The sequence below is a fragment of the Micromonospora sp. NPDC047738 genome (genome assembly GCF_040642675.1).
Taxonomy (GTDB): Bacteria; Actinomycetota; Actinomycetes; order Mycobacteriales; family Micromonosporaceae; genus Micromonospora.
Genome location: NZ_JBEYSO010000010.1, coordinates 161,677 through 181,402, shown reverse-complemented (window position 1 = coordinate 181,402; position 19,726 = coordinate 161,677). Strand labels below are relative to the sequence as shown.

General features: G+C 74.5%; 22 protein-coding genes. 8 read left to right on the top strand and 14 right to left on the bottom strand.

What is annotated here, in order from left to right; all coding sequences use genetic code 11:
- Positions 1-137 precede the first annotated feature (137 nt).
- Positions 138-1,142 (top strand): RDD family protein, encoded by a 1,005-nt coding sequence (locus ABZ783_RS18815; protein WP_357439641.1) that lies wholly within the window; start codon positions 138-140, stop codon positions 1,140-1,142.
- A complete protein-coding gene (gene hisC, locus ABZ783_RS18810) occupies positions 1,139-2,242 on the top strand; it encodes a histidinol-phosphate transaminase (protein WP_357439638.1) in 1,104 nt (367 codons plus the stop codon). Before ABZ783_RS18815 ends, hisC begins: the two co-directional genes overlap by 4 nt.
- 85 nt (positions 2,243-2,327) lie before the next feature.
- Here the strand turns inward: hisC and ABZ783_RS18805 are convergent, their stop codons facing one another.
- The 5 genes from ABZ783_RS18805 to ABZ783_RS18785 form a co-directional block, all read right to left on the bottom strand.
- The gene (locus ABZ783_RS18805; RefSeq protein WP_357439635.1) at positions 2,328-3,593 is read right to left on the bottom strand and encodes a PQQ-binding-like beta-propeller repeat protein; all 1,266 of its coding nucleotides are present in this window, start codon (positions 3,591-3,593) and stop codon (positions 2,328-2,330) included.
- A gap of 62 nt (positions 3,594-3,655) precedes the next feature.
- Positions 3,656-4,138 (bottom strand): SRPBCC family protein, encoded by a 483-nt coding sequence (locus ABZ783_RS18800; protein WP_357439632.1) that lies wholly within the window; start codon positions 4,136-4,138, stop codon positions 3,656-3,658.
- 115 nt (positions 4,139-4,253) lie between these two features.
- Positions 4,254-4,463, bottom strand: coding sequence for a DUF397 domain-containing protein (locus ABZ783_RS18795; RefSeq protein ID WP_357439630.1), 210 nt, complete (start codon positions 4,461-4,463; stop codon positions 4,254-4,256).
- Positions 4,464-4,601: 138 nt separating this feature from the next.
- Complete coding sequence (fahA, locus tag ABZ783_RS18790; protein ID WP_357439628.1) at positions 4,602-5,801, bottom strand: fumarylacetoacetase; 1,200 nt, start codon at positions 5,799-5,801, stop codon at positions 4,602-4,604.
- The gene (locus ABZ783_RS18785) at positions 5,798-6,664 is read right to left on the bottom strand and encodes a hypothetical protein (protein ID WP_357439625.1); all 867 of its coding nucleotides are present in this window, start codon (positions 6,662-6,664) and stop codon (positions 5,798-5,800) included. The genes fahA and ABZ783_RS18785 overlap by 4 nt, the downstream gene beginning before the upstream one ends.
- 94 nt (positions 6,665-6,758) lie before the next feature.
- Between ABZ783_RS18785 and ABZ783_RS18780 the strand changes: the two genes are divergently transcribed.
- A complete protein-coding gene (locus tag ABZ783_RS18780; protein WP_357439622.1) occupies positions 6,759-7,958 on the top strand; it encodes a homogentisate 1,2-dioxygenase domain-containing protein in 1,200 nt (399 codons plus the stop codon).
- Here ABZ783_RS18780 and ABZ783_RS18775 read toward each other — a convergent pair.
- Genes ABZ783_RS18775 through ABZ783_RS18765 form a run of 3 tightly spaced genes read right to left on the bottom strand, consistent with a single transcriptional unit; the run spans position 7,951 to position 10,474 of the window.
- Positions 7,951-8,976 (bottom strand): tetratricopeptide repeat protein, encoded by a 1,026-nt coding sequence (locus tag ABZ783_RS18775; RefSeq protein WP_357439619.1) that lies wholly within the window; start codon positions 8,974-8,976, stop codon positions 7,951-7,953. The genes ABZ783_RS18780 and ABZ783_RS18775 overlap by 8 nt on opposite strands.
- A gap of 38 nt (positions 8,977-9,014) precedes the next feature.
- Complete coding sequence (ispF, locus tag ABZ783_RS18770; protein WP_357439617.1) at positions 9,015-9,497, bottom strand: 2-C-methyl-D-erythritol 2,4-cyclodiphosphate synthase; 483 nt, start codon at positions 9,495-9,497, stop codon at positions 9,015-9,017.
- 20 nt (positions 9,498-9,517) lie between these two features.
- Positions 9,518-10,474 (bottom strand): helix-turn-helix transcriptional regulator, encoded by a 957-nt coding sequence (locus ABZ783_RS18765; RefSeq protein ID WP_357439614.1) that lies wholly within the window; start codon positions 10,472-10,474, stop codon positions 9,518-9,520.
- Positions 10,475-10,609: 135 nt separating this feature from the next.
- Between ABZ783_RS18765 and ABZ783_RS18760 the strand changes: the two genes are divergently transcribed.
- Positions 10,610-11,161 (top strand): hypothetical protein, encoded by a 552-nt coding sequence (locus ABZ783_RS18760; RefSeq protein ID WP_357439611.1) that lies wholly within the window; start codon positions 10,610-10,612, stop codon positions 11,159-11,161.
- 26 nt (positions 11,162-11,187) lie between these two features.
- Entirely contained in the window at positions 11,188-11,817 is a 630-nt protein-coding gene (locus ABZ783_RS18755; RefSeq protein ID WP_357439610.1) for a hypothetical protein, read from the top strand.
- Here ABZ783_RS18755 and ispD read toward each other — a convergent pair.
- On the bottom strand, positions 11,797-12,498 hold the full coding sequence (ispD, locus tag ABZ783_RS18750; RefSeq protein WP_357439608.1) for a 2-C-methyl-D-erythritol 4-phosphate cytidylyltransferase: 702 nt from the start codon (positions 12,496-12,498) through the stop codon (positions 11,797-11,799). The genes ABZ783_RS18755 and ispD overlap by 21 nt on opposite strands.
- A 54-nt stretch (positions 12,499-12,552) precedes the next feature.
- A complete protein-coding gene (locus ABZ783_RS18745; RefSeq protein WP_007073334.1) occupies positions 12,553-13,038 on the bottom strand; it encodes a CarD family transcriptional regulator in 486 nt (161 codons plus the stop codon).
- 328 nt (positions 13,039-13,366) lie between these two features.
- Between ABZ783_RS18745 and ABZ783_RS18740 the strand changes: the two genes are divergently transcribed.
- The gene (locus ABZ783_RS18740; RefSeq protein ID WP_357439606.1) at positions 13,367-14,056 is read left to right on the top strand and encodes a hypothetical protein; all 690 of its coding nucleotides are present in this window, start codon (positions 13,367-13,369) and stop codon (positions 14,054-14,056) included.
- Positions 14,057-14,064: 8 nt separating this feature from the next.
- Here ABZ783_RS18740 and ABZ783_RS18735 read toward each other — a convergent pair whose 3' ends face one another.
- The 4 genes from ABZ783_RS18735 to ABZ783_RS18720 all read right to left on the bottom strand — a co-directional run bounded on the left by ABZ783_RS18735 (position 14,065) and on the right by ABZ783_RS18720 (position 17,914).
- The gene (locus ABZ783_RS18735; RefSeq protein ID WP_357439603.1) at positions 14,065-14,655 is read right to left on the bottom strand and encodes a hypothetical protein; all 591 of its coding nucleotides are present in this window, start codon (positions 14,653-14,655) and stop codon (positions 14,065-14,067) included.
- Positions 14,656-14,708: 53 nt separating this feature from the next.
- The gene (locus ABZ783_RS18730) at positions 14,709-15,758 is read right to left on the bottom strand and encodes a type III polyketide synthase (RefSeq protein ID WP_357439601.1); all 1,050 of its coding nucleotides are present in this window, start codon (positions 15,756-15,758) and stop codon (positions 14,709-14,711) included.
- Between the two features lie 185 nt (positions 15,759-15,943).
- Complete coding sequence (locus tag ABZ783_RS18725) at positions 15,944-17,110, bottom strand: acyl-CoA dehydrogenase family protein (RefSeq protein ID WP_357439599.1); 1,167 nt, start codon at positions 17,108-17,110, stop codon at positions 15,944-15,946.
- A gap of 42 nt (positions 17,111-17,152) precedes the next feature.
- Positions 17,153-17,914, bottom strand: coding sequence for a methyltransferase domain-containing protein (locus ABZ783_RS18720; RefSeq protein WP_357439596.1), 762 nt, complete (start codon positions 17,912-17,914; stop codon positions 17,153-17,155).
- 45 nt (positions 17,915-17,959) lie between these two features.
- Between ABZ783_RS18720 and ABZ783_RS18715 the strand changes: the two genes are divergently transcribed.
- Entirely contained in the window at positions 17,960-18,799 is an 840-nt protein-coding gene (locus tag ABZ783_RS18715; RefSeq protein WP_357439594.1) for a UbiA family prenyltransferase, read from the top strand.
- 140 nt (positions 18,800-18,939) lie between these two features.
- Complete coding sequence (locus ABZ783_RS18710; RefSeq protein ID WP_357439591.1) at positions 18,940-19,698, top strand: hypothetical protein; 759 nt, start codon at positions 18,940-18,942, stop codon at positions 19,696-19,698.
- Positions 19,699-19,726: the final 28 nt, after the last annotated feature.

Genomic DNA, 19,726 nt, shown 5'->3' with positions numbered 1-19,726 from the left:
TGAGGAGTGAGCCGGGTTTGCGAGCCCCGCAGTCGCGAACTGAGACGGCACCGTGAGCGTGAGGAGTGAGCCGGGTTTGCGAGCCCTGCAGTCGCGAACTGAGATGGCACCGTGAGCGAGCGCAACGAGGCACGACCGTGAGCGTGGAACCCGGCTGGCACGTGGACCCCGCCGACCCCGAGACCCGACGGTACTGGGACGGCGAGGGCTGGATCGGCGCGCCGATCCCCGTCGACGCCACCCCGCCCGAGGGCCCGCCGCCGCCCGAGCCGTCCCCCGCTGCCGCGCCGGCCTCCACCGCCCCGGCCCCGTACCCGGGCCAGCCCTCCGCCGCGCCGCATCCAGGGCAGCCGGTCAGCGGGCCGTACCCCGGGCAGCCGACCGCCGGACCGCACCCCGGGCAGCCGGTCGGCGGGGCGTACCCCGGGCAGCCGGTCAGCGGGCCGGCCCAGTGGCCGGGGCAGCCGAGCGGACCGGGCCAGCCGGCGGGGCCGTCGCCGGGCTGGCCGTACCCGACCTGGCCGGTACGCCCGCCCGCGCCGCAGCCGCACGGGCTGCCGCTCGCGTCGTACGGCGCGCGGCTCGTCGCCCGGCTGATCGACCTCGGCGTGGTGTTCCTGCTCAACGTCGTGGTGAACGGCTGGTTCGTCTGGCGCTACATCGAGGAGATCTCGCCGTACCTGCGCGAGTCGGTGCGCCGGTCGCTGGCCGGGGAGACCTCCACCGACGGGCTGCCCCAGCCGGGCGAACAGGCCGCCGCGCTGCAGATCGTCATCCTGCTGATCGCTACCGCGCTCTGGTACGCGTATGAGGTGCCCTCGATGGCCGCCCGAGGACAGACCTTCGGCAAGCGGGTGATGGGCGTCCGGGCGCTGCCGATCGAGGCCGACCAGCCGCTCGGCTTCGGCCGGGCCACCCGGCGGTGGAGCACCCTCGGCCTGCCGACGCTGCTCTGGTACTGCTGCGGCTTCGGCCTGCTGCTCCAGTTCGTCGACGCGGTCTCCCCGCTCTTCGACCAGCCGCTGCGCCAGGCGCTGCACGACAAGCGGGCGCAGACCGTGGTGGTCCAACTCCCCCGCATCAGGCCCGAAACCCGTAGCACCTCGCGCGACAGCGCCAATCCCCCGGGAGACACCCCATGACCGACACCGGACGTCACCAGCCTCCGCTGCGGCTGACCCGCGCCGACCTGGACGCGCTGCCCAGCTACGTGCCCGGGCGCAGCTCGGCCGACCTGGCCCGCGAGCTGGGCCTGCCCGAGGCGATCAAGCTGGCCAGCAACGAGGTTCCATACGGCCCGCTGCCGGGCGTGGTGGAGGCGGTCGCCGAGGCGATGGCCGGCTCGCACCGCTACCCGGACATGGGCGTGGTGGCGCTGCGCCAGGCTCTCGCCGAGCGGTACGGCGTGGACCCCGACCGGATCGCCACCGGCTGCGGCTCGGTGGCGCTGGCCGAGCACCTGGTCCGGGCCACCTGCCTCCCCGGTGACGAGTTGCTCTACTCGTGGCGGTCGTTCGAGGCGTACCCGATCATCGCGGCGACCAGCGGCGCGACCAGCGTGCGGGTGCCGAACGACGCCGGCCACGGCCACGACCTGGCCTCGATGGCGGCGGCGGTGACCGACCGGACCCGGATGATCCTGGTCTGCAACCCGAACAACCCGACCGGCACGGCGGTCCGCAAGGCCGAGCTGGACCGGTTCCTCGACACGGTGCCGGACGACGTGCTCGTGGTGATCGACGAGGCGTACCGGGAGTTCGTGACGGACCCGGAGGTGCCGGACGGCCTGAGCTACCTGGACCGCCCGAACGTGGCCGTGCTGCGCACCCTCTCCAAGGCGTGGGGGCTGGCCGGCCTGCGAATCGGCTGGCTGGTCGCCGAACCGAGCGTGGCCGCCGCCGTCCGCAAGGTCGTCACGCCGTTCTCCACCAGCCTGGCCGCCCAGGCCGGCGCGCTCGCCGCGCTGGCCCAGGCCGACGAGGTCGAGCGCCGCTGCGCACTGGTCGTCGCGGAGCGGGACCGGGTCACCGAGGCGGTGCGCAAGCTCGTCCCGGACGTGCCGACCAGCCAGGCCAACTTCGTCTGGCTGCCGCTCGGCGAGCGGGCCGTCGAGTTCGGCCGGGCGTGCGAGGCGCGGGGCGTGATCGTCCGGCCGTTCCCGGGCGACGGGGTCCGGGTCACCATCGGCACCCCGGCCGAGAACGACGCCTTCCTGGCCGCCGCCGAGGCGGCGCTGACCTGACGGAAGGAGGGCCCCGGCCTTGCGGGGCCCCCGCGGACCGCACCGCCGGCTCGGCCGCCGCCGCAGCGGTCGGCGGAGCCGGCGGTCAGGGGGACGTTCCCGTCGCCGCCAGCAGCACCGCCTCCGGCATCAGGTAGTACGCCTGGTCGTCGTCGTCCGGGGTCGCCCGCTGCCGGACCCGCTCCACGGCGACGTAGCCGTCCGCCGCGTACGCCCGGCCGGGCATCCAGCCGACCCCGTCGTGGCCGAGGTCCAGGACGAAGCGGGACCGTTCCACACCGGTCGCCGGATCGAGGGTGACCAGCTCGTTCCGCTCGGTCAGCAGGTGCACCCGGCCCGGCTCGACCGCGATGATCCGTACCGGCCCCAGGTCCGCCCGCCGCCACAGCTCCTTGCCGGTGCGCGCGGAGCGGCCCGTGATCAGCCCCGCCGACGTGCCGACAGCCCACTCGCCGTCGAGTTCGGTGTCCGTGCCGTCGAGGGCGGGCACGGCGACCGGGTCGCCCGGGCCGACCAGCCAGCCCCGGCCGGTGTCGTCGCCAGGGCCGGAGACCCGCAGCCCCCGACAGTTCGAGTGCCCGTCCCGGCAGCCCACGGGGACCACCATCAGGTCCTCCGGGCCGCCGGGCGGCTGCCAGCGGGTACGTACCGCGCCGGTGGCGGCGTCCCGGAACTCGACCCGCGCCGGGCCGTCGCAGGCGTCCACCGCGAGCAGCTCGCCGGCCACCGTGGTCCCCACCTCGGTACGGCAGTCGCCGCCGACGTCGGCCCGCCAGAGCCGCCGGCCGTCGGCCAGGTCGTACCCGCCGACCCGGCCCGGGCCGGCCGCGACCAGCACCCGCCGGCCGTCGGCGGTACGGGTGGCGTACAGGCCGGTCGGGTCCCAGACGGTCGAGGCGTAGGTCCGGCGGGGCTTCGGCACCGCTCCCGGCACCGGCCCGTCGGCCCGCCAGGCGACCCGTCCGGTACGCGCGTCGAGCGCCACGAGGAGCCCGTCCGACCAGCGGCTGACCACGGTGGTGTCGTCGGCGAGCACCCCGACGAGCTGCGCCGGCCAGCGGCGGTACGACCAGAAGGGGGTCACCCGGTGCTGCCCGTTGACCGGCTGGTCGGCGTACACCTGGCGGTTGCCGGCGTAGACGCGGAGCCGGCCGTCCACGACCAGCGGCGCCACCGGCAGGCGGCCGATCACCCCGGTCTGCGGGCTCGGCGCCGGCGGGTACGCGCTCCGGGCGACCGTGTCGACCTCGGCGGGCGCGAGCACCCGGTAGGCCACGGCGGTCGCCGCGCCGACGGCCAGCACCGCCGCGAGCGCCACCATGATCCACCGCCGTCGCTCGGGCCACCTCATGCCGCACCTCCGCCCGGCACCCTACCCATCGGCGGCGCCAGGTCCCAGCGAGGTGGGGCGGGTCAGGCGGCCTCTGCCGAGCGGGTGGGCCCGACGGCCTGCGCCAGGTCGGCGAGGTCCCGCCGGAGCGCCCCCTCCACGGCGCGGGCGGCCAGGCCGCCGAGGATCAGGGCCAGCATCCGGCCGTATCGGGCGGTCGGCACGGCCTCCTGCTCGACGGTGACCTCGGTGCAGCCGCGCCGCCGGCGCTCGACCGTCCGCAGGGTCCAGGTGATCCGGTAGTCCGCGCCGGCACCCCGCGAGCTGAGCACCAGCCGTCCCGGGGCGACCGCCTCGACCACCACGAACTCCTCCGGCGCCTCGGCGCCGTCCGGCCGGACCCGGGTCTCCCGCCAGGCGGTGCCGGGCCGGAAGTCGCCGGGGGTGAGGACGTCGACCGCGCCGACGGCGGAGAGCCAACGGGCGCGCGCGGGCAGATCGGTGAGGAGCCGCCAGACCTCGACATCCTGCGCTTCGATGAATGCGGAAACCGTGACCGTCGACATGGCACCTCCCGTGTCGTCCACGGTACGGCGCGTGAACGGGAAACGGGGAGCCTGGGGTGACATTTCCACCACCGGTGCCCCCGGGGCGGGACACCAGGCGTGCGGCGGGCGGAGGTCAGCGACGGAACGCGTCGGCCCGGATCGCGGTGACGAACGCCGTCCAGCCCGGCGGGCGGACCGCCAGCGTCGGCCCGCACCGATCCTTCGAGTCGCGCACCCCCACCACGCCGTACGCGGCGACCACGTTGGTCGCCACCTCGACACAGAGACCCTGGTCGTTGGAGCGGCTGCTGGTGCGCCAGACGGCGCCGGTCAGCTCGGTCATCCTCGTTCCCTCCTGTTCCGCTCGGGTGCGCCCCGGCCCGCACTGCCGGGGCGTACCGGATCCCGGACGATCAACGCGGGACGCAACGGCCCCGGTCGCACAGCCGGTGCGACCGGGGCCGGAGGGTGAAGACGCTGCTCAGCGGGGCGGAAGGATGGTGCCGGTGACCTCGCCGAGGGCGATGGTGGTGCCGTCCGGGCCGGGGGCGGTGGCGGTGACGGTGACGGTGTCGCCGTCCTCCAGGAAGGTGCGGGTGGTGCCATCGGCGAACTTGACCGGCTCGGTCCCGCCCCAGGTCAGCTCCAGGAACGAACCGACCTGGCCGCGCTCCGGGCCGGACACCGTGCCGGAGGCGTAGAGATCGCCGGTACGCAGCGACGCCCCGTTGACCGTGAGGTGGGCGAGCTGCTGGGCCGGCGTCCAGTACATGGTGGCGAAGGGCGGCTCGCTGACCCGCTCACCGTTCCACTCCACCGACATGGCCAGGTCCAGCCCGAGGTGCGGGATGTCCTGCAGATAGCCCTGCACCGGCGGGTCCTGGTCGGGGGCGGGGACGAAGGCGTCGGCCAGCGCGTCCAGCGGGGTCACCCACGCCGAGACCGAGGTGGCGAAGGACTTGCCCAGGAACGGGCCGAGCGGCTGGTACTCCCAGGCCTGGATGTCGCGGGCGGACCAGTCGTTGACGAGCACCACGCCGAAGACGTGGTCGGCGAAGTCCGCGACGGACACCCGGTCGCCGAGCCGGCTCGGCAGGCCGACCACGAAGCCGACCTCGGCCTCGATGTCCAGGCGTACGGAGGCGCCGGTGGTCGGGCCCTGCGGGGTGGCCCGCTGCCCGGTGGGCCGGACCACCGGGGTGCCGGAGACCACCACGGTGCCGGCCCGGCCGTGGTAGCCGATCGGCACGTGCTTCCAGTTCGGCAGCAGCGGCGGCTGGCCCGGCCGGAAGATCTGCCCGACGTTGGCCGCGTGGTGCTCGCACGAGTAGAAGTCGACGTAGTCGGCCACCTCGAACGGAAGCAGCAGCTCCACCTCGCGCAGTGGCACCAGCAGCGGCTCCACCGCCGGGCGGTGCGCGGCCTCGGTGAGCAGCTCGGTGACCCGCTGCCGGACGGCGGTCCACTGCGGACGGCCGAGCGCCATGAACTCGTTCAGCGTGGGCCGGCCCAGCGCCCCGGCCGCCAGCACCAGGCCGGCGGCCTCCGCGCCGGCCAGGTCCAGCACGAAGTCGCCGATGCGTACGCCGATCCGCGGCTCGCGGTCGCCGTGCCGGAACACCCCGTACGGCAGGTTCGTCACCCCGTACGCCGATCCCTCGGCACCCGTCACCCAGCTCATTCCTGAAAGCCCCCGTTCACCAGCCCCAGCCGGATCAGATCGGTCAGTGGTTCCTCGATGCTGCACGAGCCGTACCCGACCCAGAGCGGGCGCTCGGTGTCCCGGTTCGCCCGGACCAGCTCCACCACGCGTACCGGGTCGGTGGCGGCGAGCAGCTCGGCGACCGCGTCCACCTCACCGCCGGCGGTGGCGGCGAGGGCCGCGGCGAGCACGTTGACGAAGCCGTGGTGGGTGAAGCCGGTCTCCGGGTCCCGGTGGCGGATCGCGTGGTGCAGCCCGGCGGTCAGCTTGAACGGCAGCTGCCGGTCCCGGCAGGCGCAGATCACCGCGGCCAGCTCGACCGGGGTGGGGAAGAGTTCGGCGGCCAGCCCGCCGGTGCGGAACTTGGCCGCGACCGGCAGCCCGCCGGCCCGCGCCTCGGCGAGCGTGTCCAGGGCACCCAACAGGCCGAAGGTCAGCGGGATCTCCGCGTAGACCCGGGTGCCGTCGAGCCGCTCGGTGAGTTTCAGCAGGTCGGCCAGGCCGGGCTGCGGGTCCTCACCGCGCTTGGCGACCGGCACCTCGATCTGCCGGGCCGTGACCCCGTCCGGCGCGAGGAACGACAGCGCGAAGGGCACGCCCGCGACGCCGGTGTCGCCGATCAGGCCGGTGACGAATCCCTCCGCCGGATCGACCAGCCCGCTGAGTTCGCCGGCGGCGACGGCGGAGGCGGGCAGCAGGAGCGGGCCGACGAGGTCGGCGTACCAGGCGGTGCGATGCCCCCGGTGGGCGACCACCGCCTCCGGCAGCGCGGCGCTGCCGGGCGGGAAGACCGCGGCGTCGTCTACCAGGCCGGCGAAGAGGCGGGGCACCTGCGTTGACACGAGACAAGAATGTACGGGACGCTACGAGGAACGGACAACCGCGTCCGATTATCGGACGCTCCTGGCCGGAGAACGGGACATATCGGGAGGCGAGATGCCGTATTACCGCAGGGTCGGCGAGGTGCCCCGTAAGCGCCACACCCAGTTCCGTCAGCCCGACGGCACCCTCTACGCGGAGGAACTGGTCGGCCAGGAGGGCTTCTCCTCCGACTCGTCCCTGCTCTACCACCGGCACGCGCCGACCGCGATCGTCGCCGCCGAGGAGTTCACCCCGCCCGCCGTCACCCGGGTGCCGAACCTCCCGCTCAAGCCGCGCCACCTGCGTACCCACAAGCTCGACGGGGCCGGTGCCGACCCGGTGCTCGGCCGGCAGTACCTGCTCGCCAACGACGACGTGCGGATCGCGTACGTGCTGGCCGACCGGCCGTCCCCGCTGTTCCGGGACGCCACCGGTGACCACTGCCTCTATCTCGAAGCGGGCTCGCTGCGGGTGGAGTCGCCGTTCGGCGTGCTGGACGCGGTGGCCGGCGACTACGTCATCATCCCCACCTCGACCATCCACCGGCTCGTGCCCACCGGCGACGAACCGGCCCGGCTGCTCGCCATCGAGGCGGCCGGGCACATCGGCCCGCCCAAGCGCTACCTCTCCGTACGCGGGCAGTTCCTGGAGCACTCGCCCTACTGCGAGCGGGACGTCCGGGGGCCGGACGCGCCGCTGCTGGTGGACGACGAGGACGTCGAGGTGCTGGTCCGGCACCGGTCCCGGGCGGCACGCCCGGACGGCAGCGGCACAGTTTGGACTCGTCATGTTTATGCCCACCACCCGTTCGACGTGGTCGGCTGGGACGGGCACCTCTACCCGTGGGCGTTCTCCATCCACGATTTCGAGCCGATCACCGGCCGGGTGCACCAGCCGCCGCCCGTGCACCAGACCTTCCAGGGCCCGAACTTCGTGATCTGCTCGTTCGTGCCGCGCAAGGTGGACTACCACCCGGACGCCATCCCGGTGCCGTACAACCACCACAACGTCGACTCCGACGAGATGCTCTTCTACACCGGCGGCAACTACGAGGCCCGGCGCGGCTCCGGCATCGAACAGGGCTCGATCTCGCTGCACCCGTCCGGCTTCACCCACGGCCCGCAGCCGGGCGCGGCCGAGCGCTCCATCGGGGTGGACTTCTTCGACGAGCTGGCGGTCATGGTGGACACCTTCCGCCCGCTGGACCTCTGCGACGCCGCGTCGGCCTGCGAGGACGACGGGTACGCCTGGACCTGGGCGCGGCGGGTCAGCTGACCGGGCGGGTGAGGATGGCGAATTCGGCGATCAAGGTCACCGTGATGGTGGCCACCAGGGGCCAGGGGCCGCCGACCAGCGCGTAGAGGACCAGCAGCAGGGGCGCGGCGGCGACCGCGTAGACCGCCAGGGCGAGGCTGCGATCGGCGCGCAGCAGCCCGGGCAGGATCGTGTTCAGCAGGGCCGGCATCCGGGCCGCGTACCGCCACACCACCAGCGCCCCGCCGAGCGCGGCCAGCGCGGCGAGGACCCGGGAGAGACCCGGTGCGCCCGGGGCCAGGAAGGCCACCACCACGGTGGCGACCAGCGACCAGCCGGCGCCGTAGAGCACCAGCCGGCGCAGGCCCGCGGAGATCGTCCGGCCGGCGTCGAGTCGCGCCGGGTCCATCGCCGCCGCCTGCGTCAGGTGCTCCAGCGCCTCCGCGTAGCGGCGCTGCTCCAGCCGGATCACGCCCATGTCGTACCGCGCCTCGGCGAGCTGCGGGTCGAGCCGCAGCGCCTCCCGGTACGCCCGCTCGGCCAGGTCGTACAGCTCCAGCCGGGCCGAGACCAGGCCGAGCACCAGGTGCGCCTGCGGTGCCTCAGGCGCCAGCTCCACCCCCCGCCAGGCAGCGTCGAGCGCCTGCTGCCCGTTCCGCGAGCCGGCCAGGATGGCGGCGGCGCTGCGCTGGGCGTACGGGTCGATCGGGCCGAGCGCCAGGATCTCGTCCGCGGTGCTCGCGGCGGCCTTCCAATGTGCCAGGTCGACCAGGGCCATCCCGCGCGCCACCAGCGGCGGTACGGCCCCCGGTGCCGCGGCCACGGCCGCCTCGGCGGCGTCCAGCGCCTCGGCCGCCCGGTCGGCGGCGAGGTGCACCTGGGCCAGCATGGTCAACGCGTCGGCGTTGCCGGGGTCGGTCGCGAGCGCCGAGCTGAGCTCCCCGGCGGCCTCGTCGTACCGGCCCAGCTCGGCGAGGAGCTGTGCGCGCTGGAGGTAGCCGTCGGCGGCGGACTGGTCGGGGGCGGCGTCACTCGGCATCCCGGCGAGCGTAGCCGCCCGCGCCCCGCCCCGCCGACCTACTCCGTCGGGGCCTCGTACACCAGGGCGACCGCGATGCCGGTCAGCCCTTCGCCACGGCCGGTGAAGCCGAGGCCGTCGGTGGTGGCGGCGGAGACGGTGACCGGAGCACCCACCGCCGCGGAGAGCACCCGCTGCGCCTCGTCCCGACGCGGCCCGATCTTCGGCCGGTTACCGATCACCTGGACCGACACGTTGCCGATCCGGAACCCCGCCGCCCGGACCCGCCGGGCGCTCTCGGTCAGCAGGGCCACCCCAGAGGCACCCGCCCACTCCGGCTGGTCGACGCCGAAGTTCGCGCCCAGGTCGCCCAGGCCGGCGGCGGAGAGCAGCGCGTTGCAGGCGGCGTGCGCCGCCACATCGGCGTCCGAGTGACCGGCCAGGCCGTCCTGGTCCGGCCAGTGCAGGCCGGCCACCCAGCACGGCCGCCCGGGTGCGAAGGCGTGCACGTCGGTGCCGATGGCCACCCGAGGAACGATCATGACCCGAGGGTACGCCCGGATCAGTCCAGCCAGCCGGAACGGGCCGCCACGACACCGGCCTGGAACCGGGTACGCACGCCCAGCTCAGCCATCACCCGCGCGACCCGGGCCCGGACGGTCCGTACGGAGAGACCGAGCCGGCGGGCGATGGCGTCGTCGGTGAGTCCCTGGGCCAGCAGCGCCACCACCCGCCGGTGCGGATCGTTCGCCGCACCCAGCGGCACCGCGGTCCGCCACAGCTCCTCGAAAAGGCTGGTCAGCGCCGCCACCAGCACGGCCGAGCGGACCAGGTGGAACTGGTACGCCGAGCCGGCCAGGTCGTCGCCCCACTTCAGCGGCAGAGCGGCGTGCTCGCCCATCACGTAGTAGCCGCTGGGCAGCCGGCCACGGACGCGTACCTCGATGCCGGCCGCGGCGAACCGGGTCAGCGTCCCCGACGCCGCCGGGGATTCCAGCACCTCGGCCTCGACCAGCAACGACATGACCAGTAACCGCTCCCGGGCGGCGTGCAGCAGGTCCTCCATCCACGGCACCACCGCCCCGTCGAACGAGCGCGGGTCCTTCTGGCAGCAGTACGACCGGACCGGCGGGTTGGTCAGCGCGACCGCGAGCGGCACGTCCCGGGCCTCGCCGACCCCGGAGACCAGGCTGACCGACGCGTCCGCGACGACCCGCTGACCGGCGGCGTATTCCCGGCTGAGCGGCTCCAACTCGGCGACCAGCCGCTCGACGTCGGCGAGCCGGCGGGACACCCCGTCCAGTCCATCGCGGAGCAACCGGCCCAGGCCCGCGCCGGGCGGCACGGCCTCGACCCGCCCGTCCACCTCACCGACCAGGCCCAGCGCGGCCAGCCGGCGCAGGCCGTCGGCCACCTGCGCCTGATCTCCGCCGAGCGCGAACGCCAACTCGTCCCGACCGGCACCGGGCATCCGCAGGGTCAGGGCGTAGAGCCCGCGCAGTTCCTCGTCGAGGTCCACGGCGGCACGCTACCGCCGGCCGTCCACGTCGGATTCTCGACCCTGCAGCTTGCTGAAGCTGCAGCTACTGACCTGGATCGTCGGGTCCACCAACCCCACCATTGGTCCGACCCGACAGATCGACAAAGGAGAAGGATGAGACGAGGCAGGGCAGTGCGGGCCGGCGTGGTGGTCGTCGCGGTCGCCGTACTGCTGACCGCGTGCGGACCGGAGGACGTCGACCCCGGCACCCGGGAAGCGGTGGACGCGGCCGCGTCGGCCGGCGTCGAGCCGGACGTACGGCTCGCCGGGGCGGGCACGATCGACCTGGTGATCACGGGCGACCTGCCCCGCACCGAGCTGCGCGGGTCGATCACCGACACCTACGGGGAGCATTGCCGGCTGGGGCGTACCCCGCCGTTCGTCGGTGGGCGGGGCGCGGACGTCGTCAAGTCGAAGGTCGCCAGCGGTGAAAACCCCGCGGTGGCGCTGAAGGTCTGGACGCCCCGACAGGCCGAGGCGGGCGAACTCCAGGGCGACCCGCAGGTGATCGTCGAGGTGAACCTCGACACCGCGTTCGTCGCACCGCTGCCCGCCGGGGCGGTCGACGGCTCCACGCTCCGGCTCGACCTGGACCTGCCCGGCGTCGACGCGTACGTCGGGAAAACGGCACACGTCGTCGCTTCCGTCACCTGCCCGGCCGCCTGACCCGCCCGTACCAGAAAGGACCCAGCATGCGTACCCGACACCTGGCCGCGGCCCTCGCCGCCGTCGTCCTCCTCGCCGGCTGCGGCGATCAGCCGAGCCCGGTCACCAACGATGCGGCGGCCACCGCGGCCAGCACGGACACCGGCCCTGCGGACCCGGCGGCTGGTACGGACACCCGCACTGCGGGCCCGGCGGCTGGTGCGGACACCGACGCCGGCGACCCGGCGACGACCGCCCCGGCCGCTTCCGGAGTGGAGGCCCCCGGGCCACCGGACCCGTGCCTGCTGACCAAGACTGAGATGTCGCGACTGGCCGGGGTGGAGATCGTCGCCACCGACACCGACGAGTCCAGCCAGGAGGTGGCGGTCTGCGCCTACCACTTCCACTCGACGGACGGGCCGGCCATCCTGCTCCAGTACCACCGGGGCGGCGCGGCAATGATCAACAATCCGCTCTTCAAGGGCACCGAGAAGGTGTCCGGGCTCGGCACCCCGGCGGAGTGGTTCGACGGCCAGGCCGGTCTGCACGTGGCCGTCGGGGACGGCGACGCGCTGGAGGTGATGCTCGGGGTGTCCAGCGTCAAACTACGCGGCGGTGACCTGAAGGGTCTCGCCGTGGACATCGCGAAGCTGGCGCTAACCCGCCTGGCCGGCTGAGAGCAGGTGCTCGGCCAGCGCCAGGTCGAACGGCCGGGTGACCTTGAGGGCGTACTCCGAGCCGGGCACGCAGACCACCGGCACACCCTGCTTCTCCACCAGGCCGGCGTCGTCGGTCAGCGGGTCGCCGGCCGTCGCGTGGGCGGCGGTCAGCACCGCCCGGCGGAAGCCCTGCGGGGTCTGCACGGCCCGCAGGGCGGACCGGTCCACCGTGCCGAGGACCAGCTCGCCCGTGCCGACCTCCTTGATCGTGTCGACGACGGGGAGCACCGGGATCACCGCATCGTGCCCGGAGCGGACGGCCGCGGCCACCGACTCGATCAGCTCCGGCGGGGTCAGCGCGCGGGCCGCGTCGTGCACCAGGACGATCTCCGGGCCGGCGGGGACGGCGGCCAGCGCGGCGGCCACCGACGCCTGGCGCTCCGCGCCGCCGGGCACCACGATCACCGGGGCGACCGGCGCGAGCATCGCCTGGACCGAATCGACGTCGGCGGCCGGGGCGGCCACCACGACGGTGTGCACGGAGGGCGCCGCCGCGATCCGGCGTACCGCGTGCACCAGCAGCGGTTCGCCGGCGAGCGGCCGGAGCGCCTTGGGGGCGCCGGGACCGAGGCGTACGCCGGCACCGGCCGCAGGAACAAGGACCGCGACGTCACCGCGCGGATTGAGCTGCGCGGTCACGTCGCGGTCCTCGGATTTCTTTGCTACGGGGTGGGTACGACGATGCTGTGGAACTCAGGCCTCGGTCAGCACCTTGTCGAGCAGCGTCTCCGCCTCGTCCTTGGTGCTCTTCTCGGCCAGCGCGACCTCGCCGACGAGAATGTCGCGAGCCTTGGCGAGCATGCGCTTCTCACCCGCGGACAGACCCCGCTCCCGCTCCCGGCGCCACAGGTCGCGGACGACCTCGGCGACCTTCAGCGGGTTGCCGGAGGCCAGCTTCTCCAGATTCGCCTTGTAACGCCGCGACCAGTTGGTCGGCTCCTCGGTGTGCGGTGCGCGGAGCACGTCGAAGACCTTGCCGAGGCCCTCTTCGCCGACCACCTCACGCACACCCACGATCTCGGCGTTCTCAGCGGGCACCCGGACCGTCAGGTCACCCTGCGCGACCCTCAGGACGAGGTACTGCTTGGGCTCGCCCTTGATGACCCGAGTCTCGATTGCCTCGATGAGTGCGGCCCCGTGGTGGGGGTAAACAACGGTCTCGCCGACACTGAAAACCATAGGTTCGAAACCCCTTTCGCTGTGTCTAGGGTAACACGCTCAGGCACCGATGTCTCACCGCTGTCCTGACCGTTGGCGCAGCTCAGGGGCCCTGTGAGAGGTATTTCTTCAGCTTGACAGGCGGTCAAACCGACGGTTTCCACACGCTCCGTGACCAACGGATGACAACCCGATGCGGGTGACGGAGCGTGGATGTCTAGGGCGATGCGCTCCTCCCATGGTAGCCCCGGAATCCCGAGTGCGCCCAGGTGTGGCGGTACGCCGACCGGTGCGGGACCCTGGGAGGTGGACGCGACGTCCGCTCACCGAGACGGTTCCTGGGGGTCCGATGGGCATGCCTGACGCTGAAGGCCAAGGGCCGCCGGACGGGCTGCCCGACCTGCCCCCGGAGTGGGGTCGGGTGGTCGTTCCCGACGACGCCTCGGCCCTCGCCGAGGAGGCCCGGCAGGTCCGTCGCGAGCTACGCCGGACCGGCCGCACCGCCCGACCGGGCGGCCGCCCGCCGCTGGGGCTGCCGCTGCTGGTCCTGCTGGTGTCCGTGTTGATCACCCTCGCCGGGCTGGCCGCGGTCACCTGGCCCCGCTCCTCGCGCTCCGGCGGCAGTCCCACGGTCGTCCCCTACCCGAGCAACTGGGTGGCGGTCGGGCCGCTCCCCGCGCTGGACCTGGTCGGCGCCGACGAGTCCCCGGTGCCGCTGCGCAGCCTGCTGCCGGCGATGATCGTCCTGGTGGACGCCTGCGCCTGCGCCGAACAGGTCACCCAGGCGGCGGCCGCCGCACCCCCGGGCGTCACCGTGGTCACCGTCACCGAGGGCCGCCAGGCCGAGCCCGCCGCCGCCCCCGGCGTACGCACCCTCGCCGACCCGGCCGGCGGGCTGCGCGCCTACTCCCACCTCGCGGCCCGCCCCGGCACGGCCCCCGCGCTGCTGGTGGACCGGGAGGGCACCCTGGTGCGGGTCGTACCCGAGCTGGGCCAGGTCGAGGAGTATCGCGACGACCTGGCTCGTATCGCCGGCTGACCGACCGGTCAGGGCGCGGTCAGGAGCCGGGCATCCAGGTCGACCTCGCCGTCGGCCACGGTGAACCGCACCAGCAGCGGGCCGCCACCGCCGGCGGTGAGCGGGCGGACGAGCGGCGTCCCCGCACAGGTCGTGGTCAGTGGCGTGCTGTCCTGGTCCGAGCCGGAGTAGGCCACCGTCAGCGTCCCCGGGCCGGTGCAGGACACCGCGAGCAGGTGGCGCTCGCCGGCCGACGGATTGGTCTGCCGGACCAACGGAGCGTCACCCGCGCCGAGGTGGGACCGCTCCGACCAGAGGGCGCGCGTGCTGAAAGCTTCCGCGGCGGCGCCCGGCTCCTGATGGACGACCAGGCCCTGGTCCGGGTCCGCCTCCGGCCCCGGGATCACCTGCCCGGTGTCCGGGTCGACGAACACCCGCCTGGTGTCCGGGTCGGCCAGCCGCACCCCGGGCTCGAGGAAGGCATCCGCCGACGGGCTGGGTGAGGCACCCGTCGGGCCGAGCGCCGGTGCGGCCTGTCGCCACCACCAGCCACCGGCGGCCAGCCCGGCCACCGTCAGCCCGGCCAGCAGCGCACCCCGTACCCGGTCGTCGGCGCCCATGCGGTCAGGGTAGCCGCGCGGCGCGGACGGCACCGTCCCGTGCCACCGGCCGGTCACCCGGTGCGGTCGAGCAGGGCGGCGTACAGGGTCAGGCCCGGTCCGAACGCGAGCATCACGATCCGCTCCGGCGGCGTCTGGGCCCGGCGCAACCGATCCAGGATCAGCAACACCGTCGGAGACGAACAGTTGCCGTGCTCGTCCAGCGTGGCCCGGGACGCCGCGAGCGCGTCCGGCGGCAGGGCCAGTTCCCCGTCCACCACGTTGAGGATGCGCGGGCCGCCCGGGTGCACCGCCCAGCCGTCCACCTCGGAGACCGTCCGCCCGTGCCGGGCCAGCAGCTCGTCGACCAGCCCCCGGACGTGGCGCGAGAGCACCTGCGGGACCTTCGGCGACAGCCCCATCCGGAAACCGGTGTCGGTGACGTCCCAGGTCATGTGGTCGGCGGTCGAGGTGTCGGTGACCGAGGTGACCTCGCGCAGCGCGTACCCCCGGCCGCCGGGGACGAGCACGGCGGCGACCGCGGCGTCCGAGAAGAGCGCGTGCGAGACGATCTGCTGTGTGTCCACCCGGACGCCGGCGGGCTGGATGTGCAGGCTGGTCAGCTCGGCGCAGAGCAGCAGCGCCGGGCGGCCGCGGGCGCTGACGAAGTCGCTGGCCGCGCCGAGCCCGGGCAGGGCCGCGTAGCAGCCCATGTGGCCGACGAACATGCGCTGGGTGTCCGGGGCCATGCCCAGGTCCCGGGCGAGCAGGATGTCCAGCCCCGGGGTGGCGTACCCGGTGCAGGAACAGACCACGAAGAGCCCGACGTCACCGGCGTCCAGCCCGGCGGCGGTGAGCGCACGGCCCACCGCCTCCTTGCCGAGCGGCAACGCCTCGACCTGGTAGCGCCGCATCCGGCGCTCGGTCGGCCACTCGGAGACGTCCTCCAGCAGCGGGTTCACCGCCGCCTGTCGCCGGGACACCCCGGAGTTGGCGAAGATGCGCTCGGCCAGGGCGTGCGTGGTCCCGGAGAAATGCTTCGCGAAGAAGCCGTCCCAGAGCTCGTCCTGCGTCGTGGCCGGCGGCAAGGCCGTACCCACACCCGCGATCACCGGCACGGCCATGTCGCCCACCTCTCGTTTCCGATCCCACGCTTCACCAACGACCATCTCCCGTTCGCGACTGCGGGGTTCGCAAACCCGGCTCACTCCTCGCGGTCACCAACGACCATCTCCCGGTCGCGACCGCGGGGTTCGCCCGCCGCGCTCACCAACGGCCGGCGCCCGTCGCCGGTGCTGGCCCGCCGCGCTCACCAGCGGGGCGTCGCGCCGTCGCGGTCCGGGTCGCCGCCGAGTGCGGCGATGCCGAGCCAGTCGGCGCAGACGTCGGAGGTCGCCGGGTGCAGCGAGCCGCACCGGGAATCCCGGTAGAGCCGCTCCAGCGGGTGGCCCCGGCGGGTGGCCGAGGTGCCGGCGGCCTCCAGCATGGACGCCGCCACATCGGCGGCGGTGGTGCCGGCCAGCAGCTTGGCCCGCCACACCCAGCGGTTGGTCTCTGGGTCGCCGGGCGCCTCGTCGACCCGGCGGGCCGCCTCGGCCACCACCAGCTCGGCCGCCGCGACCGCCGCGTCCGCCCGGCCCAGCCGGGCCCGGACCGCCGGCAGACCGGCGAGGTTACGGGCGTTCAGGTGCTCGGCGGCGGCCTCGATCGCCGCCCGTGCCACCCCCACGTAGACGGCGGCGTAGCTGGCCACCAACCAGTGCGGCATGAGCTGGGCGACCACCAGGGCCAGTCCCTCCACCCCGCCGAGCAGCCGGTCGGCGGGCACGGTGACGTCCAGATGCAGGTCGTGCGAGGAGGTGGCACGCATGCCCAGCGAGTCCCAGGTGGCCTCGACGGTGATGCCCTCGCCGGCCGGGACGAGGAACTGGGAGACCACCGACTGGTCGGCGGCGCTGCGGGCGGCGACCAGATAGCCGTCCGGATGCCCGGCACCCGAGCAGAAGGTCTTGCTGCCCTTGATGTGCCAGCCCCCGTCGACCGGCTCGTACACCGTGCTGAGCTGCGACAGCCGGGCGCCGGCGCCACGCTCGCTCATCGCCACCGCGTACCAGGCGCCGTCGGCCGCGGCGCGGAGCAGCCGGTCCCGGGCGGCCAGCGCCTCGTCCGGTACGCCGAGCGCCTCGGCCAGTTCCTCGGTGACCGCGCCGAGTGCCCCGGTGACCGAGGCGTGCATGTTGAACACCAGCGCGGTGGCGCCGTTGCCCCGGGCCAGCTCGGTGGCGACGGCGGCGTACCCGGCGAAGCTGGCGCCCGCGCCGCCCAGCTCCCGGGGCACCATCAGCCCGAAGAGCCCGGCCTCCCGCAGGTCGGCGAAGTCGTCGACCGGAAAGGAGCCGTCCCGGTCGTGCCCCGCCGCGCGGGCAGCCAGTCGCGGTGCCAACCGGCGGGCCGCCTCCAGCGCGTGCACAGTCATGTCGCCCCCTTCTCGGCGTCCCTCTACCCCGGCCGGCCCCGGCTATCCGTGCCGGACCCCCTGGCCCTGGTAGAGCACGGCTCTGGACCAGGTCGGCACGATCCGGGGCGTCCGCCCGGGCGGACGGTCGGTGGCGCCGCTCCGCATCCGGCGCAGCAGCCAGGCCAGCGTCCCACCCAGCTCGGGACGGATCCCCCGCAAGCGCAGCGCCACGCCGTGTCGGGCGCACTCGGCGACCAGGGCGCGGGCGTCCACGAACAACCGTGGATCGTGGATGCCGCGCGGCACCGTGGGCAGCCGTTCGCCGATCTCCACCGCGATCAGCCGGGCCAGCACGGTGTCGTTGAGGGTGTCCAGCACCAGCAGGCCGCCCGGACGCAGCAGGCGACACGCCTCGGCCACCGCGCGACGCCAGTCCGGCACGTGTTCCAGCAGTTCGCCGGCCGAGACCACGTCGGCGCAGCCGGCCGCGAGCGGGACGGCGGTGGCGTCGGCGCGGAGCGCGGCCACCCCGTGCGCGGCGGCCTGGACGAGGGCGGAACGGGTGAGGTCCACCCCGATGTGCCGGTAGCCCTTGCCGGCCAGGTGCGGGGCGAGCAGCCCGGCGCCGCAGCCGAGGTCGACCAGGACGGCGTCCGACCTGGACGCCGGGGGCACCAGGTCGGCCCGGGCCCGGGCCAGCCAGTGCAGCATCGCGAACGCCCCGTCGGGCCGCCACCACTCGCCGGCCAGGTCGTCGTACTGGCGGGGGTCGTTGGGTGGCAGCACCCGGAGCGGGGTGGACACGGGGGCCGCGTCGCGCATGGACAGAGCGTGACACGACTCCCCGTTAACGACCAGACTTCTCTTATGTCGTCGTCGGTGTTAGGGCTGGTCAGGGCGAGCCATCCGGAGCCGGCCGCCGCGGTCACCGTGGTGGCCGGGCTGCTGGCCTGGGGTGTCGGGCACCGACCCGTCGGGATCGCCGTCGTGGTGCTCACCGTGCTGGCCAGCCAACTCGCCGTCGGGTGGAGCAACGACCTCATCGACGCCGACCGGGACGCCGCGGTGGGACGTACCGACAAGCCGGTGGCCAGCGGGCTGATCGGACGGCGTCCCCTCGCCCGAGCCGCGGTCGCGGCCGCCGTCGCCACCCCGCTGGTGGCGCTGCTCACGGGCGGCGCGGCGGCGCTCTGCGTGACACTCGGGCTGGTGTCGGCGCTGCTCTACAACTGGCCGCTGAAGTCGACCCCGGTGTCCGTGCTGCCGTACGCGGTCTCCTTCGGCACGCTGCCCGCGTTCGTGGTGCTGGCCCTGCCCGGCGCGCCCGCACCCCCGGTCTGGCTGGTGGCCGCCGGCGCCTGCCTGGGCGCCGGGGCCCACTTCGCCAACGTCCTGCCCGACCTGGCCGACGACGCCCGGACCGGGGTGCGCGGGCTGCCGCACCGGCTCGGCGCGGCGGGCAGCCGGGTGGCCGCCGCCGCGCTGCTCCTCGCGGCCACCGTCATCCTGGTCGTCGGGCCGCCCGGGCCGCCGTCGTGGGCGGGCCTGTCGGCGGTCGCCGCCGCCGTCCTGGTACCGGCCCTCGGCTGGTACGCCGGCCGGGCCGCTGCCCGGACCGGTGGCCGGCCGGTGGCCGCCTTCCGGGCGGTGATGCTGGTGGCGCTCATCGATGTGGTCCTGCTGGTGGCGAACGGACGGGTGGTGTGACGGATCCCCGGAAGGTGGCATAACCGGGTCGGCGTGCGGGCCTCGATCAGCCCCAACTACCCTGGAGCGCGGTCTGCGCGGGTATGACCACCCCGTGCCCGGCGTACGGCCGGGTGGGGATCGTGACGAGGAGGACCGACGTGACGCGCTCGATCAGGGGTTCCCGGCGGGCGGCCCTGTTGCTGGCCGGTACGGCGGCGGCGACGAGCCTGCTGCTGTCCGGGTGTGGCGCCGGCCAGGTGGCCGAGACCGCCAAGAAGATCCCGTCGGTGCAGGGCGTCAACGTCCAGACCCCCGACAACGTCTACGCGGTGCGCGGCCTGTACGTGCAGTTCCCCGGCGTCGAGGGCTACCAGGCGGGCGCCGACGCCCCGCTCAACATGGTGATCTACAACGACAGCGCGTCCCCGGTCACCGTGACGGTCACCACCGACAGCGCCCGGGACGTGGTGCTGGCCGGTGCCACGCCGAGCGGCGCCCAGGCGAGCCCGAGCGAGTCGGCCACCGAGCCGGCGTCCGCGTCGCCCAGCCCGACCGAGCCGTCGGCCTCCGCCAGCGCCGCCGAGTCCGCCAGCGCCTCGGCCAGCCCGTCGGCCTCGCCGAGCGAGTCGGCGCCGACCCAGCCGGCCCGGATCGAGATCCCGGCGCTCGGCTACGCCCAGCTCAACGCCAACAGCGGCCGGTTCCTCCAGCTCGTCGGCCTGAACGACAAGCTGCTCTCCGGCCAGCAGGTCGACCTGATCTTCGACTTCGGCAACGGCAAGACCATCAAGACCGCGGCCCCGGTCGGCGTCCCGCTGACCCCGGCCGCGCGCCCTTCGCCGGTCGTTCAGCCCCGCGAGGAGGAGGGTGGCGCCGGCCACCCCGGTGGCCTGGTGGAGGGTGGCGGCCACAGCTGACCGACCCGATCGTCGACGACACCGCCGG

Bases quoted from the DNA above. Each gene is read 5' to 3' on its own strand.
- hisC (WP_357439638.1), top strand. From the start codon at position 1,139: ATGACCGACACCGGACGTCACCAGCCTCCGCTGCGGCTGACCCGCGCC.
- ABZ783_RS18805 (WP_357439635.1), bottom strand. From the start codon at position 3,593: ATGAGGTGGCCCGAGCGACGGCGGTGGATCATGGTGGCGCTCGCGGCG.
- ABZ783_RS18800 (WP_357439632.1), bottom strand. From the start codon at position 4,138: ATGTCGACGGTCACGGTTTCCGCATTCATCGAAGCGCAGGATGTCGAG.
- ABZ783_RS18795 (WP_357439630.1), bottom strand. From the start codon at position 4,463: ATGACCGAGCTGACCGGCGCCGTCTGGCGCACCAGCAGCCGCTCCAAC.
- fahA (WP_357439628.1), bottom strand. From the start codon at position 5,801: ATGAGCTGGGTGACGGGTGCCGAGGGATCGGCGTACGGGGTGACGAAC.
- ABZ783_RS18780 (WP_357439622.1), top strand. From the start codon at position 6,759: ATGCCGTATTACCGCAGGGTCGGCGAGGTGCCCCGTAAGCGCCACACC.
- ABZ783_RS18775 (WP_357439619.1), bottom strand. From the start codon at position 8,976: ATGCCGAGTGACGCCGCCCCCGACCAGTCCGCCGCCGACGGCTACCTC.
- ispF (WP_357439617.1), bottom strand. From the start codon at position 9,497: ATGATCGTTCCTCGGGTGGCCATCGGCACCGACGTGCACGCCTTCGCA.
- ABZ783_RS18760 (WP_357439611.1), top strand. From the start codon at position 10,610: ATGAGACGAGGCAGGGCAGTGCGGGCCGGCGTGGTGGTCGTCGCGGTC.
- ABZ783_RS18755 (WP_357439610.1), top strand. From the start codon at position 11,188: ATGCGTACCCGACACCTGGCCGCGGCCCTCGCCGCCGTCGTCCTCCTC.
- ABZ783_RS18745 (WP_007073334.1), bottom strand. From the start codon at position 13,038: ATGGTTTTCAGTGTCGGCGAGACCGTTGTTTACCCCCACCACGGGGCC.
- ABZ783_RS18740 (WP_357439606.1), top strand. From the start codon at position 13,367: ATGGGCATGCCTGACGCTGAAGGCCAAGGGCCGCCGGACGGGCTGCCC.
- ABZ783_RS18735 (WP_357439603.1), bottom strand. From the start codon at position 14,655: ATGGGCGCCGACGACCGGGTACGGGGTGCGCTGCTGGCCGGGCTGACG.
- ABZ783_RS18730 (WP_357439601.1), bottom strand. From the start codon at position 15,758: ATGGCCGTGCCGGTGATCGCGGGTGTGGGTACGGCCTTGCCGCCGGCC.
- ABZ783_RS18725 (WP_357439599.1), bottom strand. From the start codon at position 17,110: ATGACTGTGCACGCGCTGGAGGCGGCCCGCCGGTTGGCACCGCGACTG.
- ABZ783_RS18720 (WP_357439596.1), bottom strand. From the start codon at position 17,914: ATGCGCGACGCGGCCCCCGTGTCCACCCCGCTCCGGGTGCTGCCACCC.
- ABZ783_RS18715 (WP_357439594.1), top strand. From the start codon at position 17,960: ATGTCGTCGTCGGTGTTAGGGCTGGTCAGGGCGAGCCATCCGGAGCCG.